The 17,360-nt window shown below is 61.0% G+C and carries 16 protein-coding genes, 1 tRNA gene and 1 pseudogene; 3 read left to right on the top strand and 15 right to left on the bottom strand.

All coding sequences use genetic code 11. From position 1 onward, the window contains the following. Nucleotides 1-100: 100 nt before the first annotated feature. The 5 genes and pseudogenes from G3N61_RS24950 to G3N61_RS24930 form a co-directional block, all read right to left on the bottom strand. Nucleotides 101-630, bottom strand: a pseudogene (locus tag G3N61_RS24950) (IS3 family transposase); the annotation flags it as partial. Nucleotides 631-743: 113 nt separating this feature from the next. Then, a complete protein-coding gene (gene bamC / locus G3N61_RS24945) occupies nucleotides 744-1,952 on the bottom strand; it encodes an outer membrane protein assembly factor BamC (RefSeq protein WP_043182564.1) in 1,209 nt (402 codons plus the stop codon). A 471-nt stretch (nucleotides 1,953-2,423) separates the two neighbouring features. Beyond that, nucleotides 2,424-2,576 carry a PAAR domain-containing protein gene (locus G3N61_RS24940; protein ID WP_241017893.1) on the bottom strand — a complete coding sequence of 51 codons (153 nt, stop codon included), beginning with the start codon at nucleotides 2,574-2,576 and terminating at the stop codon, nucleotides 2,424-2,426. 238 nt (nucleotides 2,577-2,814) lie between these two features. Then, nucleotides 2,815-3,279: a hypothetical protein gene (locus G3N61_RS24935; protein ID WP_205823831.1), complete on the bottom strand. Its 465-nt coding sequence runs from the start codon at nucleotides 3,277-3,279 to the stop codon at nucleotides 2,815-2,817. A 496-nt stretch (nucleotides 3,280-3,775) separates the two neighbouring features. Continuing rightward, the gene (locus tag G3N61_RS24930; protein ID WP_205823830.1) at nucleotides 3,776-4,711 is read right to left on the bottom strand and encodes a phosphatase PAP2 family protein; all 936 of its coding nucleotides are present in this window, start codon (nucleotides 4,709-4,711) and stop codon (nucleotides 3,776-3,778) included. Between the two features lie 286 nt (nucleotides 4,712-4,997). On the opposite strand from G3N61_RS24930, the gene G3N61_RS24925 reads away from it, so the two are divergent. Beyond that, a complete protein-coding gene (locus tag G3N61_RS24925) occupies nucleotides 4,998-5,219 on the top strand; it encodes a hypothetical protein (RefSeq protein ID WP_205823829.1) in 222 nt (73 codons plus the stop codon). A 156-nt stretch (nucleotides 5,220-5,375) separates the two neighbouring features. Here the strand turns inward: G3N61_RS24925 and G3N61_RS24920 are convergent. Beyond that, nucleotides 5,376-5,452: transfer RNA gene (locus G3N61_RS24920), tRNA-Pro, on the bottom strand. Nucleotides 5,453-5,617: 165 nt separating this feature from the next. Then, nucleotides 5,618-6,331 (bottom strand): methyltransferase domain-containing protein, encoded by a 714-nt coding sequence (locus G3N61_RS24915; protein WP_205823828.1) that lies wholly within the window; start codon nucleotides 6,329-6,331, stop codon nucleotides 5,618-5,620. A 141-nt stretch (nucleotides 6,332-6,472) separates the two neighbouring features. On the opposite strand from G3N61_RS24915, the gene G3N61_RS40120 reads away from it, so the two are divergent. Both G3N61_RS40120 and G3N61_RS24910 read left to right on the top strand, forming a co-directional pair. After that, nucleotides 6,473-6,601: a hypothetical protein gene (locus G3N61_RS40120; RefSeq protein WP_277405119.1), complete on the top strand. Its 129-nt coding sequence runs from the start codon at nucleotides 6,473-6,475 to the stop codon at nucleotides 6,599-6,601. A gap of 344 nt (nucleotides 6,602-6,945) precedes the next feature. Beyond that, the gene (locus G3N61_RS24910) at nucleotides 6,946-9,156 is read left to right on the top strand and encodes a hypothetical protein (protein WP_205823827.1); all 2,211 of its coding nucleotides are present in this window, start codon (nucleotides 6,946-6,948) and stop codon (nucleotides 9,154-9,156) included. 76 nt (nucleotides 9,157-9,232) lie between these two features. On the opposite strand, the gene G3N61_RS24905 is transcribed toward G3N61_RS24910, so the two are convergent. The 8 genes from G3N61_RS24905 to thrS form a co-directional block, all read right to left on the bottom strand. After that, nucleotides 9,233-9,646, bottom strand: coding sequence for a MerR family transcriptional regulator (locus G3N61_RS24905; protein ID WP_089450353.1), 414 nt, complete (start codon nucleotides 9,644-9,646; stop codon nucleotides 9,233-9,235). A gap of 61 nt (nucleotides 9,647-9,707) precedes the next feature. Continuing rightward, a complete protein-coding gene (locus G3N61_RS24900; protein WP_006486093.1) occupies nucleotides 9,708-10,094 on the bottom strand; it encodes an integration host factor subunit alpha in 387 nt (128 codons plus the stop codon). Between the two features lie 72 nt (nucleotides 10,095-10,166). Further along, nucleotides 10,167-12,596, bottom strand: coding sequence for a phenylalanine--tRNA ligase subunit beta (pheT, locus tag G3N61_RS24895; RefSeq protein ID WP_205823826.1), 2,430 nt, complete (start codon nucleotides 12,594-12,596; stop codon nucleotides 10,167-10,169). Between the two features lie 96 nt (nucleotides 12,597-12,692). Further along, nucleotides 12,693-13,706, bottom strand: coding sequence for a phenylalanine--tRNA ligase subunit alpha (gene pheS / locus G3N61_RS24890; protein ID WP_043182559.1), 1,014 nt, complete (start codon nucleotides 13,704-13,706; stop codon nucleotides 12,693-12,695). A 148-nt stretch (nucleotides 13,707-13,854) separates the two neighbouring features. Next, nucleotides 13,855-14,214 (bottom strand): 50S ribosomal protein L20, encoded by a 360-nt coding sequence (gene rplT, locus G3N61_RS24885; RefSeq protein ID WP_004192938.1) that lies wholly within the window; start codon nucleotides 14,212-14,214, stop codon nucleotides 13,855-13,857. 29 nt (nucleotides 14,215-14,243) lie between these two features. Next, entirely contained in the window at nucleotides 14,244-14,441 is a 198-nt protein-coding gene (gene rpmI / locus G3N61_RS24880) for a 50S ribosomal protein L35 (protein ID WP_004191477.1), read from the bottom strand. A gap of 188 nt (nucleotides 14,442-14,629) precedes the next feature. Beyond that, on the bottom strand, nucleotides 14,630-15,154 hold the full coding sequence (infC, locus tag G3N61_RS24875) for a translation initiation factor IF-3 (protein ID WP_080741557.1): 525 nt from the start codon (nucleotides 15,152-15,154) through the stop codon (nucleotides 14,630-14,632). A gap of 49 nt (nucleotides 15,155-15,203) precedes the next feature. Beyond that, nucleotides 15,204-17,111, bottom strand: coding sequence for a threonine--tRNA ligase (gene thrS, locus G3N61_RS24870; RefSeq protein WP_043182557.1), 1,908 nt, complete (start codon nucleotides 17,109-17,111; stop codon nucleotides 15,204-15,206). Between the last annotated feature and the right edge of the window lie 249 nt (nucleotides 17,112-17,360).

Here is a 17,360-nt window from a genome sequence, read left to right as displayed (position 1 = left end):
TGGGGGCGTGCTGCTCATGACTGGAAGGCGGCTATGAACCAGTTCGCCATCCTTTACGAGGATCGATTCGTTCGACCATCCGTGTGAATCTCAACCCGCCTTGAACACGGAAATCCTGACACCCCCGCGAGGTGACGGTCTCGGCTTGCGAGCAGCGACGAGCCTCGCTTTGGCAACGCTTGTAATACGCTTGGCGGCTGATGCCCATGTATCGGCAGGCCCGCTCGACGCTCAGCTTTTCGACCCGCCTTTGCGTGACGACCTGCCCGAAGGCTTTTTTACGGTGATCCCGTAGTCCTTGCGCATCACGTCGATCACCGCCTCGAACAGCGCGGCTTTCTCCTGCGCTTCTCGCAACTGCGTCTCCAACTCCTTGATGCGCTGCTCCGGTGTGAGCGGTTTCGAATCTTGCTTCGGCATGGTGGAACCTGATCGCGCACGACCGGATGGATCGGCCCAATCCTGCAAGCCGTGCTTACGTAACCATACCAGCACCGTCGAGCGGCCCTGAATGCCGTAGCGTCGCTGCGCCTCTTTGTAAGTCAGATCGCCTTTTTCGACTTGTACCACCACCGACAGCTTAAAAGCCAGGCTGTAGTCCCGCTGCGTCCGCTTGATCCCTTGCTCCATCTGGCACCTCCTCGCCTCAGCGAAAAAGTGTCAACCTATTTCAGGATGGGTCACGGCCATGAAAAAAGCCCGCCATGTGGCGGGCTTTTCACGGGTGCGGAGAAACGTCGAAATCAGCGAAGCTGATTCACGAGCAGCCCCATGATCTGACGAGCCGCCGACGACGTGTCGACCGAACCCGAATCGTCGACGACCGCAACGCGGGTCTGGTCGGCCGTGAGCGCCTTCACGTTGACACGGTACTGCTTCGCCTGCTTTTCCTTCTTGCCGTGGAACAGCTGGCTCCAGAAGCCCTGCTCGGCCGAACTCAGATCCTTCGGATCGACGTAGCGCACGAAATACAGGCCCTTCGTCCGATCGCGATCGTCAACCGTGAAGTTCGCACGATCGAGCGCGAGACCGACGTGCAGCCACGACCGGTCGTACGGCTCGCCGAGCGTGACCTCCGACGGCACGGCGGCGTCGGCCGCATCGTTACCCTGCGCCGACGTGCGGGTGACGTTTTGCGCGGCAATCGCTGCAGCCGCCTTCGACGATGCGTCGGTGTCGGCCTTCTTGTCCTTCGCTACCGTGTTGTCCTTGATGTTCGCGATCGGCGGCTCGCCGTTCTTCGCGCGCTGCTCGTTCTGTGCGAGCACGGCCATCAACCGCTTCAGGTATTCGGTCTCGAGCGCCGGATCGTTCGGCTTCGGTTCCCACTTGCTCGAATCGTTGTTCGCGCCCGTGATCGCTTCGCGCATGCCCTTCTGGCTGATGAACACGTAAGTGCCGCCATTCGGTGCCGAATCGAGACGCGTGCGGTACTTGTTACGCTCGGCCGTCACGTACGAGTTGCCCATCGCCTTCGAGATCACGCTACGGATCAGGCCGTCGTTGATCTGCGGATGGGTTTCGTTCCAGTCGGTTTCCATCACGCCCTTGTCGCGCTGGTCGACGACGAGCAGGAAGCCCTGCTCCTGCCAGAAGCGGCGGACCTGCGGCCAGACATCGGCCGGCAACTTGCCGTCGATCACGAGCCAGCTCTCGGTGCCGTCGCGCTGGATATGCATGCCGGCCACGGCCGGAGCGACCGTATCCAGTGCAGGCGCCGCCTGCTGGACCTGGTGAAGCGCGGACAGGGAAGTCGCGCCGCCCTGGGGCGGCAGCGAACGCTGATCGGCCGTCTCGTCGAGCATGTTGGGCGGCACTGCGAGCGACGCTTCCTTCGATTTCGAATCGCTCTTGTAGTCCACTTTCGTGGGCGACGACGTACCGCAACCGGCGACGAGCGCGCCGGTGGCGAGCACTGCAGCGAACCGCATGGTAAGACGAAGATCAGTCATGTTCGGGGAATCCTCTTCCGCTAAATCACGGCGCTTTCCGTGGATCAACCCTGCATTTTACCGGGGCCGCGCCGCGATGTGCAAAAAAGCGACCGGCAAGAAAAAACCCGCGTCAGCCTGAGCTGACGCGGGTTCTTGTCTGGTCGGGACGAGAGGATTCGAACCTCACAAACCCTCGTTGGGACAAGGCTCTCCGGGCGGTGCGGCGGTCGAGGCCGTCATGGCAATTGACACGGAGTCGCACACCTTGGCACGGGACGTCCTCTCATCGATGGTCGTCTTGTGGCCCTCGAGCGTCATCGGCGGCCCGAAATCCCCCCATTCAAGCCCTCGACAATCTCAAGCAGGCGTGGCGTTCAAAGTAGGCGGAGTCCGCGGTTCTCCTTGCGTGCAATGAGAACCTCTGTCGCACCTCGGGTCGACGATGGACTCCTCTCGAAATCACCTTGTCACCGCGCCCGGTCGTATCGATTACTGCTCCGGATCCATTGGCGTCACCCGCTTTGATTTGGCCCCACAAGCCGTCCTCATGCCATCCAGCGCCACGGCGCCGCCATCTATCGCGCACCGGTTCGCCCCTTCGACAATCGGATAGGAGTCGCCGCATTTGGGGCACGAAACCATGTGACCGGCACAGATCGCAGGCCATGCCATCCGGGTTCGCATGGCCAGCAGCTTCGAGCGCAATACCACCGTGATTTGTAGAGTCACCTTTACGAACAATGGCTTTCACAGCAGCAATATCTTCCGTCGCCAGATGCGAGATATACGAACACAAACAATTTGCTCAACATGGAAATTTTTGACGGCTTACCAGAATTCAGCGCAGCCAATGCCATTAATTTTCCAAAAATCGCTTACTTTATTGCGGACAATATGCATCAAGCCCCTTCGATGCCGCCCATGCCACCCCCACGTAGTAATCAACCCCAGCAGCATCACGCGAGGCAACGATGTTAAGACTCATCCCGCCCTTGCAGAATTTAACGGTTTTCTCGCCATATTTATCCTTCTCACCAGATTCGATCCAGCCCAACCCAGGCAAAGTCGCTCTGCAATAGCCCAAGACATCATTTACGCCAGCGCTCGACTGAAAATGACCACTCACAGCGTTGATCGAATTTTTCTCGAACGATTGCGGGAAAGAACTCCAATTATCTCCATTACGGACTTTTATCTTGCCAAACTCCATCTTGAGCGTCGAAATTTCTATCTCGCTTCTTGGCGCTCCGATCAAAAAATTTACAAAATTCTCTCGCCCAACAAAGACAAACACCAAACAAATTACAGCCGAGATAGCATAAATAATTTCATACTTGAGATTCATTTCCATTGTCCAGGCAAGCTACCGAACAGGTGATGCACGTATTCGACAGACTGAAACGCCACCCCTGGAGTTTCCAGGGAAAACTCAGTAAAAGACCGTGGATATGACCGCTACCATAACGCTGCAAGCCACGGCACTCATGCCCACAACATGCGTTTCCTTGCGACCTACCACCGAGCCCAGTCGGTGTTGTAGCCGTCAGACGCGACCGTGATGCGACTGGATTTCAACCGGTTGGCGCCCAATGGCGTCTACTCATGTTCGCTTCCACCTCTAATCAATTGCATAAAAAACAGGCACGAAGCGACACGGCATCCCGGGAAACACAGATGTCAACATTAGAGGACGCTCCGCGCAGTTCCCTGTACACGAGGAACCCAAGATGCCCTCGGTGGCCCCTGCGGCCGCTCAAACGTGCCATCACCTGTCACGGCAAGAAATGCGTCGTGCGCGAATCATTTGATCGCGCACGTGTCTGGCTGCAGCAGGTAGGAGATTACGTCAGGATCGGCCGTTGCACCGTTTCATATACCGAGAACCAGCGACGCACCAGCCATATGGTCACGATACCCACGATCACGCCGGCACCGATATCTGCCAGGTAATGGCCACCTACCGAGAACGTCGATACCAACATTACAAAATTCAGCGTGAGCGCGACGGGAAAAATGAAGCGCAGGTTACGCGTGACAAAGATCAACATCAGCGCGACGACCGCGTGAAATGACGGCAGCGAAACGATTCCCTGCATCGCCATAGGATTCATTACCATGGGCGCACCACTTCTCGCACTGAAGTAATCCGAAAGATGAGATGCCGGCCCCGAATCGTTAATACCGAAATGCGGGAACGCACTCGCCGCCGGATACCATGTCGAAATCGCAACCACGAATAGCAGCGAAATCACGAATATCAACATCATCTCGCAAAGCTCTTGCCTACGACGCAATATTCCGAACAAGAAGCACAATAAAACCATCTGATATGCCATGCTTCGATATGCAAACTCAAGCACCTGCTGAAGAATATTGGAGCGGACGATCCATTGATAGGCTTTCAACCAATCGAATCCAAATGATTGCTCCCACGCCAGAAGCGCATCCTGAACCTCGGGACGGCCGACGGCCGCTCCGATATACGTCGCAACCGCTACAGACTGCCCATACATCGCGATAATCCGAAAGCAAAGGATCGAAAGCGCGATATCCTGGCAGCGAAGTTTCTCGGCAACTATCCGGTATCGCGGGATACGTCCGATACCGACCAGGACACCGCAAATTAGCAGTGTCATGAGGCATGTCTCGACCGATTGAAGATACCACTCAGGAATGATGGATAGCCCAAACCGGCCCATGGTCGCGAAATCGACAGCAAACATTACAACCGTCAGAATCCACGCAACCGAAAACGCCCCCAATACTCTCATTTTCATATTTTCCCCGGCCATAATTGTTATTGACGGTGGGTCCGTCCTGTTGGCACATATTCAATCACGTCCTGCAAAAAATTTCACTGGCCGTTTGTCATGGGCTCCATCGAATCAGTCATCGCGGGACCGGCACCCGGAGCGAAAGCGGTTACGGTATATCCATCGTTGTAGATGGCGTTGCCGCGCCACGACCGCCATGCGTCGATCGAAGGAACCCGCGTAGTCGGTTGGCACTCGCACAATCGTTACCCCATTCAGACTGTCGAACGCGACGTGCGTCGCCTCGTTCGTGATCAGGTGCAAGAAAGGTAATCCGAAGACGAACCAGGTTTACTGCGACGCATGGGATGGCGCCATCGAGCGCGTCGAAAAGTTTGACGCGTCGATCAAAGATATCCGCGCAAAGGCGCTGACGGACGCGAAGCCGGCCAGCTACGCGATTGAGGAACTGCGCATCGCCGGCGCTCACACCGACACCGCGACGACCAAGCCCTACATCAAGTCGCCCTAGGTGCCGCGATCGAATGTCGTCCCGCCCCTGCCGATGCCGAAATCGGCATAGGATGCAGCCCGATATTAGAGATTCTCCAATATGGTCTCTAATTTGCCCAAAAAGTGAGCACCAAATAAAAAACCCGCACAGCATTACGCTGTGCGGGTTCTTGTCTGGTCGGGGCGAGAGGATTTGAACCTCCGACCACCTGCACCCCATGCAGGTACGCTACCAGGCTGCGCTACGCCCCGAAAGAAAGAAAGTATAACAGACGGTTTCCCGATTTAGAACGGGTCGCATGCATTTTGTGAATGTTCTTGTGAATTTTTTTGCGCGACAGCGCCGATGCAAGCAACGACGCGCATGGCCTGGCGACTTGCGCACGGCCCGCACGGCCCGCACGGACCCGCATCCCATCACTGCTTGCGCGCGACACAGATGACCGTCAGGCCGGCGACGCGGTTGAAGCGGAACATCGGCAACTCGATCCGGCAGATCGTCTTGAGCAGGCCGTTGACGACCGGATGGTGACGGCGCAATTGCGATACCGGCTCGCGCGGATGCCGACGCGCCCGCTCGCCGAGCCGCAACGCAGCCGCAAGTGGAAACGTGAGACCGAAATAGTAGGCGCCGTGCTCGACGTCGAGCCCCGCGCGACGCACCACGTCCTCGAGACTGCCGAGCGTATATCGGCGCTTGTGCTCGAGAAAATCGTCATGGCCGCTCCAGAGGAACTGGAACGCGGGAACCGTAATCAGGAACCGGCTGCCCGACGACGCGCCCTTTACGTATTGCATCAGCAGGTCGACATCGTCGTCGACATGCTCGAGCACGTCCATCAGCAACACGAGATCGGCGTCGAATCGATCAACGGATCGCCGGAAGTGGATGGGCTTGCCAGCCGCCTCGCCGTCGGTATCGTCGGCGTAACTCGTATCGACACACCACGCCTCCGACGCCTGCGTACGCTCGAGCAAGTGCTTCGAGAAGAAGCCGGAGCCTGCACCGACATCGAGTATCCGGTTCGCGCCCGGCGCCCCCAGGAATCGACGGATCGCACTCGCCTTCGACGCGTAGTACCAGTGATCGCCCACGCCCGCACCCAATACGTCGACTTCCTTGAGATCCATGACGTTTCCCCGTGATGGCTACTGTGCTTTGGTCGATACAGCCACTGATGCCGATCTTACCTTGCCGGCGCCACCGCTCCTATCCGTCCCGACGCGCTGCCAACTCCGGCAACCCGCACTCCGCCCGAATCGAAAATGACGATGGCCGGTTCGCCGCAAATCGCTAACCCGCTCATCGCCTCGTACGGCTCGATGACGTCGTATATCGCGAACGGCCGGCAACTCGACCAAGTGCCGCTGAACCCGATGCGGCAGCACATGATGACCTGATTGGCCCGCGGGCCACTGCGTCGGGGCCGGATCGCATCCGTGCTTCGACCGCACCGCCCCCCAACCTCGTATCCGGCGAAACCCGCACTGGTCAAGGCTGGAGCGAATTTGTCCGGGCGCGGAAACATCCGCCGACGACCGGCCGCGCAAACCAAACGACCGTTTGATCTGGCCGCCCCACCACCCCGAATCCGTTGCCCCGCAGCCCGCCGGCCTGCCCTGCCCGGGCGGCCGTTGTTTGGTAACGCCGCTCTAGCACGCTATGCCACACTGCACGGCATCGACGCTCGCGCCGTGCAATGGCGCGCGCTGCCGTCGATCACGACAAGACATGGAGACAGACGATGCGGAATGCGGTCCGGCGCGGCCATCGCTCGCCTTTGGCAATTTTCGACTGGATTTCCGGCCCGCATCGCGCGGCCCGCCCCATCTCGCCCAAGCCATCCCGCGTGTTCGGCTGCGGTGTGCTGGCGCTCGCGCTGCTGTGTGCCGGTTGCGCGGAATCGTCCGCGCAGCGCGACGGCAACACATCGGTCGCGTCGACCAAAATCGAACGCGCGAAAGCCGAACGCCTCGCCCGCGAGCAGCAGGTCGCTCGCACCGTACCGTCGCTCGCATCGATCAACCTCACGCAGCCGCGCCCGTTCACGCTACGCGACTCGGGCCAGAATGGCGCGATGACGTTCCTGCGCGATGTCGACTTCCGCATCGTCAACAACCTCGGCTTCTTCATCCATCAGTTGTCAGCCACACTCGTGCCGACGCAGGCCGGTGCGCCGATCGTGTTCGACGATCCGACGAGTTTCGAGATCGACGTGCATGAAGGCACGGTCACGCTCGACAACGCGAAGCTGACCGCCCTCTTCAACACCTACATCTTCGGCTATCGCAACGCGCCGCTGCGCAAGCTCGCCGTGTCGGCCGGCGACGGCGTGATTCACCTGCAAGGCGAGATGCAGCGCGACGGCTGGGTGCCGTTCTCGCTGACCGGCACGCTCGCGATCCGCGACGGCAGCCAGCTCGTGTTCCATCCGACGGGCGTGCGCGTCTCGGGCATCAACGCGCAGCCGGTGATGCGCGCGGCCAACGTGAAGATGGCCGACCTGCTGAAAGTCCAGACGCCGATCGCGCAGCTCGCCGGCGACGATCTCGTGATGTCGGTCGACAAGCTGATGCCGCCGCCGCGCCTGAAGCTCACGATCACCGCGCTGCGCGTAACGCCGGCCGGCCTCGACCTGAAGCTCGACGACGGCACGCATGCCGGCTTCGCGATGCCCGCGAACGCACCGCAGCAAGCGATGTACATTCGCGGCGGCGACGTGAAGTTCATGCGCTCGATGCCGATGAACGCGGACATCCTGATCGGTCCGGTCGATCCGGCGAAGCACGACCAGACTTTCGTGTTCGACCTGTATCACTATCGCGACCAGGTCTCGGCCGGCTACTTCAATTTCGACGAAAACGGTGCGATGGCGATCCGGATGCCTTCGTACGCGGGCCCGGCCAGCGGCGCGCTGCTCGGCAACGCGGCCGCGCGCCTGAACGACAGCTTCCTCGCCGCGCAGCAGAATGCGCTGCGCGACATACGCCAGCACTGGGAAGCCTACGCACTCGCAGCGAACACCGTTCACCCCGGCATGCAGAAGGTCGCGATGCGGCGCACGTCGACCACGCCGTTCAACGAACGGCACGTGTCGAACCGCAACCCGACGATCCATCTGCGCAACGTCGACTTCAACCTGTCCGGCGATATCGGCTTTCACGTCGAGGATCTCGACGTCGAACTCGTATCGAAGCGGCCCGGCGAACCCGTCGACCTCGACGATCCGAACCAGTACGACATCCGGATTCTCGGCGGCACGGTCGTCGAGTCGTGGAAGGCGATGTCCGCGCTCTTCAACAACTATCTGCTCGATTACGCGCCGCGTTCGCTGAACGACCTGCAACTGAGCGCGGACGGCACGAACCTGCGCGTCCAGGGCGGCATCAAGCTGTGGAATCATGTGCCGGGCGTCTGGTTGCCGACCGACATGAAGGGCTCGCTGTCCGTGCTCGACGACCGGCACCTCGCGTTCAACCCGTCCCAGGTGTCGGTGCTCGGCATCCCGCAGGCGAAGCTGCTGCGTTCGCTCGGCATCGAGCTCGCTTCGCTGACGCCATTGCAGCGGCGCGGCGCGGAACTGCGCGGCGACACGCTCGTGCTCGACCAGTACACCGTGTTCCCGCCTCCCATGCTGAACGGCAAGCTCGGACAGGCAACGGTCGAGCGGGACGGACTGCGCCTCACGTTCAGGCGCCTGGCGGGCGCGCCCGCACCGCAACGGCCGCAGATCGATGCGCCGAGCTACATGTGGATGGAAGGCGGCGACATGAAGATGTTCAACGTGCTCGAACTGAACGTGCGCGCGCTGATCCGGAATTCGGCCGAGGCCGGCCCGATGCGTTTCGACCTGTACGGCTACCGCAGCCAGGTCGCGCAAGGCTCGGTGCGGATGCTGCCGGACGGCACGCTGGTCGTCGACATGGGGCAAAAGAATCCGCTCGCGTCGCGTTGATGCGCATGGGCGACGCCCATGAAAAAGCCCGGTTGGCACATCGCCAACCGGGCTTTTTGTTTCATCTCGTTCGCGCTCAGTCGTGCTTCAGTCCGTCGATCACATCGAGCAGCGCCTGCCGCAACGCAGTGACGTCGACCGTTACGCCCGGCTTGGCCGACACGCGCGCATCGGCGGCCTGCACGTCGGGTTCGACCGGTGCCGCCGCACCTCGCTCGCCGCCCGGCGAATCGAGCCGGTTGCGCGCGCCGTTGATCGTGAATCCCTGCTCGTACAGCAACTCGCGAATCCGCCGGATCAGCAGCACTTCGTGGTGCTGGTAATACCGACGATTGCCGCGCCGCTTCACCGGCCGCAGTTGAGTAAATTCCTGTTCCCAATAACGCAGCACATGCGGCTTGACCCCGCACAGTTCGCTGACTTCACCGATCGTGAAGTAGCGCTTCGCGGGAATCGGAGGCAAGACGACTTTCTCAACCGTAGTGGTCATCGTCGGTTAACCGTCGGTAAAGGGTGCGCGGCGGCCGCGCGGGGACGTCAGCGCGCGGGGCTTACTCCGCGCCGTTTTCGACCAGCGCCTTCAGCTTCTGGCTCGCGTGGAAGGTTACCACCCGGCGGGCCGCGATCGGAATCGCCTCGCCCGTCTTCGGATTGCGGCCCGGACGCTGCGGCTTGTCGCGCAACTGGAAATTGCCGAACCCCGACAGCTTGACGCTTTCGCCGTTTTCGAGCGCGTCGCGGATCACTTCGAAAAACGCCTCGACCATGTCCTTCGCTTCACGCTTGTTCAGCCCGACGCTATCGAACAGCAGCTCCGCCAGTTCCGCCTTCGTCAGCGTGGGCGTCTCGGTGGACGCCGGCGCCGAAGCGTCGCGGTTCATGGCGCTGCGTTGCGCCGTCAGGAGGGCTTCGAATTCACTCGAGGTCATGTCGTTCATATCTGCCATACAGCGCGTTAAATCAAAACTTACGATCGGAAAAAGCCGCCCGCGAGCGGGCGGACCTTCTCCTTAGCCGCGCAGGCGCGCACCAGCACGAGCCATCCGCTCGACCAGCGTCTGGATCGCCTGATCGACGACCTCATCCTGTAGCGTGCCAGCCGCGTCCTGCAGCGTCACGCGGAAGGCAAGGCTCTTCTCGTGCGCGGCAAGACCACCGGAAGTATTTGATTTTGCACGAAATTCGTCGAAGAGTACAACCTTCTGAACGAATCGGCAGGCCTCTTCGGCAAGCGCCTTCTTCATTTCGTCGAAAAGTGCCTGAACCTCGACCGCCTGATCGACGACCACGGCGATATCGCGACGAACCGGCGGGAATTTCGACACATCGGTCGGCGCGGGCAACGCACGCGCAATCAGCGCATCCGCATCGACCTCGAACATCACCGGCGCGTGCGGCAGCTCGTATTTCTGCATCAGGCGCGGGTGCAGTTCGCCGATCCAGCCGACCGCACGGCCGTCGACTTCGATGCGCGCGCTGCGGCCCGGATGGAGGGCCGGATGCTCCGCCTTCACGAACCGTGCAGCGGCAGGCGCGAACAGCGCCTCGAGATCGCCCTTCACGTCGAAGAAATCGACCGCGCGGGTCGCGACGCCCCACTGCTCGTCGAGCGCCGGACCGTAGGCAAGCGCACCGACACGCTTCGGCTGCACATAGCCCTCGACCGTCAGCTCACCGGCCTTCGCCGACGCATCGGTGAGGAACACGCGGCCGGCCTCGAACACGCGCACGCGATCTGCACGGCGGTTCAGGTTGTGGCGCAGCACGGAGATCAGGCTGCCGAACAGCGTCGTGCGCATCACCGACAGCTGGCTCGCGATCGGGTTCAGCAAGCGGATCGGTTGATCGTTGCCCGCGAAATCCTGCTCCCACTCCGCATCGACGAAACTGAAGTTGACGGTTTCCGCGTAGTCGCGCGCGGCGAGCGCGTGACGAATGTCGTGGATCGAGCGACGCGTTTCGTTGGTCGCGCGCATTTCGCTCGTCGCGACCGGCGGACGCGCCGGGATCTTCTCGAAGCCGTAGATGCGCGCCACTTCCTCGATCAGATCTTCTTCGATCTCGATGTCGAAGCGATGCGACGGCGGCGTGACGAGGAACGCATCGTCTTCACGCTCGAACGGCAGGCCAAGGCGCGTGAAGATGCTGGCGATCTCGTCGCCACCGATCTGCACGCCGATGATGCGGTTCGCGCGCGACACGCGCATCTTCACCGGCGCGCGTTGCGGCAGGTTCACGGACTGATCGTCGACCGGGCCGGCCTTGCCGCCGCAGATCTCGAGAATCAGTTGCGTGATGCGCTCGACGTGCTCGACGGTCGTCGCGTAGTCGACGCCGCGCTCGAAGCGATGAGCCGCATCGGTCGAGAAGTTGTACTTGCGCGCACGGCCGCGGATGCTGTCCGGCCACCAGAATGCGGCTTCCAGGTAGATGTTGGTCGTATCGAGCGTAACGGCCGTGCTGTCGCCGCCCATGATGCCGGCCAGGCTTTCGACCTGGCGGTCGTCCGAAATCACGCCGACCGTTTCGTCGAGTTCGACGGTGTTGCCATTGAGCAGCTTCAGCGATTCGCCGCGCTTGCCCCAGCGCACCTCGATACCGCCGTGGATCTTGTCGAGATCGAACACGTGCGACGGGCGGCCGAGCTCGAACATCACGTAGTTCGAGATGTCGACGAGCGCCGACACGCTGCGCTGGCCGGAACGCTCGAGGCGCTCGACCATCCACTGCGGGGTCTTCGCATGCGCGTTCACGCCACGGATCACGCGACCCGAGAAGCGGCCGCACAGATCGGGCGCGGCAATGCGCACCGGCAGCGTTTCGTCGAGCTCGACGCGCACCGGGCGGATGTCGACCGGCGTCAGCGGCGCGCCGGTGATCGCGGCCGTCTCGCGGGCGATGCCGAACACGGACAGGCAGTCAGCCTTGTTCGGCGTCAGCTTGATTTCGAAGATCGTGTCGTCGAGATTGAGCGTCTCGCGAATGTCCTGGCCGACCGGCGTGTCTTCCGGCAGCACCAGCAGGCCGCTGTGATCCTCGGACAGCTTCAGTTCGCGCGCCGAGCACAGCATCCCCTGGCTCTCCACGCCGCGCAGCTTCGACAGCTTGATCGCGAACGGCTTGCCGCCCTCTTCTGCCGGCGGCAGTTCCGCGCCGACCAGCGCGACCGGTACCTTGATGCCGGGCGCGACGTTCGGTGCGCCGCAGACGATATTCAGCGTCGCGCCGGTGCCGGCGTCGACCTGGCAGACATTGAGCTTGTCCGCATCCGGATGCTTGACGACTTCGAGCACGCGGCCGACGACGATCTTCGACGTCGGCGGCGCAGCCTTGCTCAGCGATTCGACTTCGAGCCCCGCCATCGTCAGCGCGTGCGACAGTTCGTCGGTCGTCAGCTGCGGGTCGACAAAGGTTCTCAACCAGGATTCAGGGAATTGCATGGATGTCTACGTTCGAAACAGGTTAGATCGACGCCCGGGCCCCGTCGGATCGTCCGTCGGGGCGTGCACGGGCACAGGTCGGCGCGGCGCGCGGCGTTACGCGAACTGGCGCAGGAAACGCAGGTCGTTCTCGAAGAACAGCCGGAGATCCTGGACGCCGTAGCGCAGCATCGTCAGGCGCTCGAGGCCGCTGCCGAACGCGAAGCCGATGTAGCGCTCGGGATCGAGGCCCATGTTGCGAATCACGGTCGGATGCACCTGCCCCGAACCGGAGATTTCGAGCCACTTGCCGGCGTTCTTGCCTTGCTCGAACATCATGTCGATCTCGGCCGACGGTTCCGTGAACGGGAAATACGACGGACGGAAGCGCACGAGGATGTCGTCGCGCTCGAAGAATTTTTTCAGGAAGTCGGTATAGACGCCCTTGAGGTCGGCGAAGCTGATGTTTTCGTCGATCCACAGCCCCTCGACCTGATTGAACATCGGCGAGTGGGTCGCATCGCTGTCGACGCGATACGTGCGGCCCGGCGCGATCACCTTGATCGGCGGACGGTTCATGCGCGCGTAACGCACCTGCATCGGGCTCGTGTGCGTGCGCAGCAGCAGCTGGCGGCCGTCGGCATCCTTGCCTTCGACGTAGAAGGTGTCCTGCATCGAACGCGCCGGATGGTTCTCCGGGCTGTTCAGCGACGTGAAGTTGTACCAGTCAGTCTCGATTTCGGGGCCGTCGGCCACATCGAAGCCGATCGAGCCGAAAATCTGTTCGACACGCTCCCACGTGCGCATCACGGGGTGCAGGCTGCCTGCACCGGCGCCGCGGCCCGGCAACGTCACGTCGATCGACTCGGCGGCGAGGCGCTGGTTCAGCAGCGCGTCGGCGAGTGCCTGACGGCGCGCGGTCAGCGCGGCTTCAACCTGCTGCTTCACGACGTTGATGCGTGCGCCTTCGGTCTTGCGTGCTTCGGGATCGAGCTTGCCGAGGCCCTTCAGCAACTCGGTCAGCGCACCCGACTTGCCGAGAAATCGGGCTTTCTCGTTTTCGAGCGTGGTGATGTCGGCAGCCTGTTCGAAGGACTGCTGCGCGTCGGCGACAATCTGGTCCAGATCCATAGATCCCATCATTTCCAACGTCATTCGGTCTTGGCAAGCGAAATCGCCCACCAAACAAAAAAGGGGCTCGGAAGAGCCCCGTTTTCGCTGCAGCGGCCGAGACTACCGGAACGTCGCTGCAACTAACCACGCAGTGCTAATTTCGCAATTAGGCTGCAACGGCGGCTTTCACCTGCTTGACGATCGCAGCAAAAGCAGCCTTGTCGAACACCGCCATGTCGGCCAGCACCTTACGGTCGAGTTCGATCGACGCCTTCTTCAGGCCGTTGATGAACACGCTGTAGGTCATGTCGTGCTGGCGAACTGCCGCGTTGATACGCGTGATCCACAGTGCGCGGAACACACGCTTCTTGTTGCGGCGATCGCGGTACGCGTACTGACCAGCGCGCATCACCGCCTGCTTGGCGATGCGGTAGACGTTATTGCGGCGGCCGCGATAACCCTTGGCCAGGTTGATGATCTTCTTGTGGCGGGCCCGTGCGGTTACCCCACGTTTGACTCGAGGCATGTTTCTCTCCTTAGAGTATCAGTTAGGGGTTACGCGAACGGCAGCATCGCGCGGACGGAGTTCAGATCGGAATCATGAACTGCCGTTGCGCCGCGCAGGTGACGCTTGTTCTTCGTGGTTTTCTTGGTCAGGATGTGACGCTTGAAGGCTTGACCGCGCTTGACGGTACCGCCCGGACGCACCACGAAGCGCTTTGCAGCACTCTTCTTGGTCTTCATCTTAGGCATGACGAACAACTCCAGTTTATTAGATGGCGATGGGTGTGCGGTTGGCTTGCGCCCTTGACCCGCCCTTCGAAACCCAGTCCACTTGTGTACGGCAACCGCTTGCGCAGCCGCCGTCATTGTTGGCACGCCGCCCTGACCGGGCCACGCGCCGAACCACTTCGAACCTGCGCGCGAAGCGCGCGGGCTCGTTACTTCTTTTTCTTCGGCGAGAGCACCATGATCATCTGGCGCCCTTCCATCTTCGGCATCTGCTCGACCTGGCCGACTTCCTCGAGATCCGTGCGCAGACGCTCAAGCATCCGCATGCCGATCTCTTGGTGAGCCATTTCACGGCCGCGGAAACGCAACGTGATCTTCGTCTTGTCGCCTTCCTCAAGGAAGCGCACGAGGTTGCGGAGCTTGACGTTGTAATCCCCGTCATCGGTACCCGGGCGGAACTTGACTTCCTTCACCTGGATGACCTTCTGCTTCAGCTTTGCTTCGTGCTGCTTCTTCGACTCCTGATACTTGAACTTGCCGTAATCCATCAGGCGGCAGACCGGCGGAACCGCTTGCGGCGCGATTTCCACCAGATCGACATCAAGTTCTTCCGATTTACGGAAAGCATCAAGGAGTTTTACGATACCGAGCGGTTCGTTCTCGAGCCCGACCAGACGCACTTCCGGCGCAGTGATTTCACCGTTGATGCGATGCGACGACTTATCAGTAGCGATGTTACGTTTCCTCTAAAAATTAAAAAAACGAGCCGCGCTGCCAGGGCGGTTACTTGAACGAGCGCAGGTCTTCCTGCAGACGCTCAACGAAGGCTTCGACCGGCATCACGCCAAGATCGACGCCGCCACGGGCACGCACGGCTACCGTTTGCGCATCACGCTCCTTATCGCCCACGACGAGGAGATAAGGCACCTTTTCCAGCGTGTGCTCGCGTATTTTATAGCTAATCTTCTCGTTACGCAAATCGGCCGCCACTCTAACCCCTTGTTTTTGCAACGATTGGGCCAGAGATTGTGCATATTCGGCCTGACTTTCGGCGATATTGAGCACAACTGCCTGGAACGGCGCGAGCCAAGCCGGCATCGCACCAGCGTGGTGCTCGATCAAAATACCAAGGAAACGCTCCATCGAACCGACGATCGCACGGTGCAGCATCACCGGACGGCGACGGCTGCTGTCATCCGCGACATACTCGGCGCCGAGGCGCTCCGGCAGCACCATGTCGAGCTGCAGCGTGCCGCACTGCCACGAACGGCCGAGCGCATCCTTGATGTGGTACTCGATCTTCGGGCCGTAGAACGCGCCTTCGCCCGGCAGCTCTTCCCACGTGAGACCGCAGGCCGTCAGCGCATCGCGCAGACCCTGCTCGGCACGATCCCAGGTTTCGTCCGTACCCGCGCGCTGGTCGGGACGCAGCGACAGCTTGATGTCGATATGCTCGAAGCCGAAATCCTTGTACACACTCATCGCGAGCGTGTTGAACGCGATCGACTCGGAGATGAACTGCTCTTCCGTACAGAAGATGTGCGCATCGTCCTGCACGAAGCCGCGCACGCGCATCAGGCCGTGCAGCGCGCCCGACGCTTCGTTGCGGTGGCACGAGCCGAATTCCGCATAACGCAGCGGCAGGTCGCGGTACGAGCGCAGGCCGTGCTTGAACACCTGGACGTGCCCCGGACAGTTCATCGGCTTGATCGCGTAGTCGCGCTTCTCCGACTCCGTCGTGAACATGTTCTCGCGGTAGTTCTGCCAGTGGCCCGACGCTTCCCACAGCGAGCGGTCCATGATCATCGGCGTCTTGATCTCGAGGTAGCCGGCTTCGTTCACGCGGCGGCGCATGTACTGCTCGACCTGCTGCCACAGCGCCCAGCCCTTCGGATGCCAGAACACCATGCCCGGCGACTCTTCCTGCATGTGGAACAGGTCGAGCTGCTTGCCCAGCTTGCGGTGGTCGCGCTTTTCCGCTTCCTCGAGCATGTGCAGGTACTGGTCCTGGTCTTCCTTCTTCGTCCAGGCCGTGCCGTAGATGCGCTGCAGCTGCTCGTTCTTCGAGTCGCCGCGCCAGTACGCACCCGCGACCTTCATCAGCTTGAAGACCTTCAGCTTGCCGGTGGACGGCACGTGCGGGCCGCGGCACAGATCGGTAAAGCCGCCATGCGAATACAGCTTGATTTCGTCGCTTTGCGGAATCGATTCGATGATCTCGGCCTTGTACTTCTCGCCGATGCTGCGGAAGTAGCCCGCCGCTTCGTCGCGCGACACGACACGGCGCGTCACGGGCTCGTCCTTCTTCACGAGCTCCTGCATGCGCTTTTCGATCTTCTCCAGATCTTCAGGCGTAAACGGACGGTTGTACGAGAAGTCGTAATAGAAGCCGTTGTCGATCACCGGACCGATCGTCACCTGCGCGTCCGGATACAGTTCCTTCACCGCATACGCGAGCAAGTGCGCCGTCGAGTGGCGGATGATGTCGAGGCCATCGGCATCCTTGTCCGTCACGATCGCAAGCGACGCATCGCGGTCGATCACGGCCGACGTATCGACGAGCTCGCCATCGAGCTTGCCACCAAGCGCAGCCTTCGCAAGGCCGGGACCGATCGAGGCTGCAACCTCGGCAACTGTCACCGGATGCTCGTATTGTCGAACTGAGCCGTCAGGCAAGCGTATCGAAACCATAGCAATCTCCGTGATGCCGACAGTGGGCGGCAGACCAGGTACGCGATTCAAAAATCACGCGGGAAAATTTCGCGACAAAAAAAATGCGGCCCCGCTTTCGAGGGGCCGCATTCGATACTTCACTCAAACTGAAAGGGCGAAAGGGTTCCTCGACTAGCGTCGCTCCGAAAAGGTTTCGGTCAACGTTCGCGGTGTCATAACCGTATTCGCCTTGTTCGCGTTGAGTTATTTGCTGCATCGAACACCCGG

Origin of the sequence: Burkholderia sp. Ac-20349, from assembly GCF_017104865.1 — a bacterium.
GTDB lineage: Bacteria > Pseudomonadota > Gammaproteobacteria > Burkholderiales > Burkholderiaceae > Burkholderia > Burkholderia aenigmatica.
The sequence above is the reverse complement of the archived record's forward strand: the minus strand, read 5'-3'. Positions and strand labels throughout refer to the sequence as shown.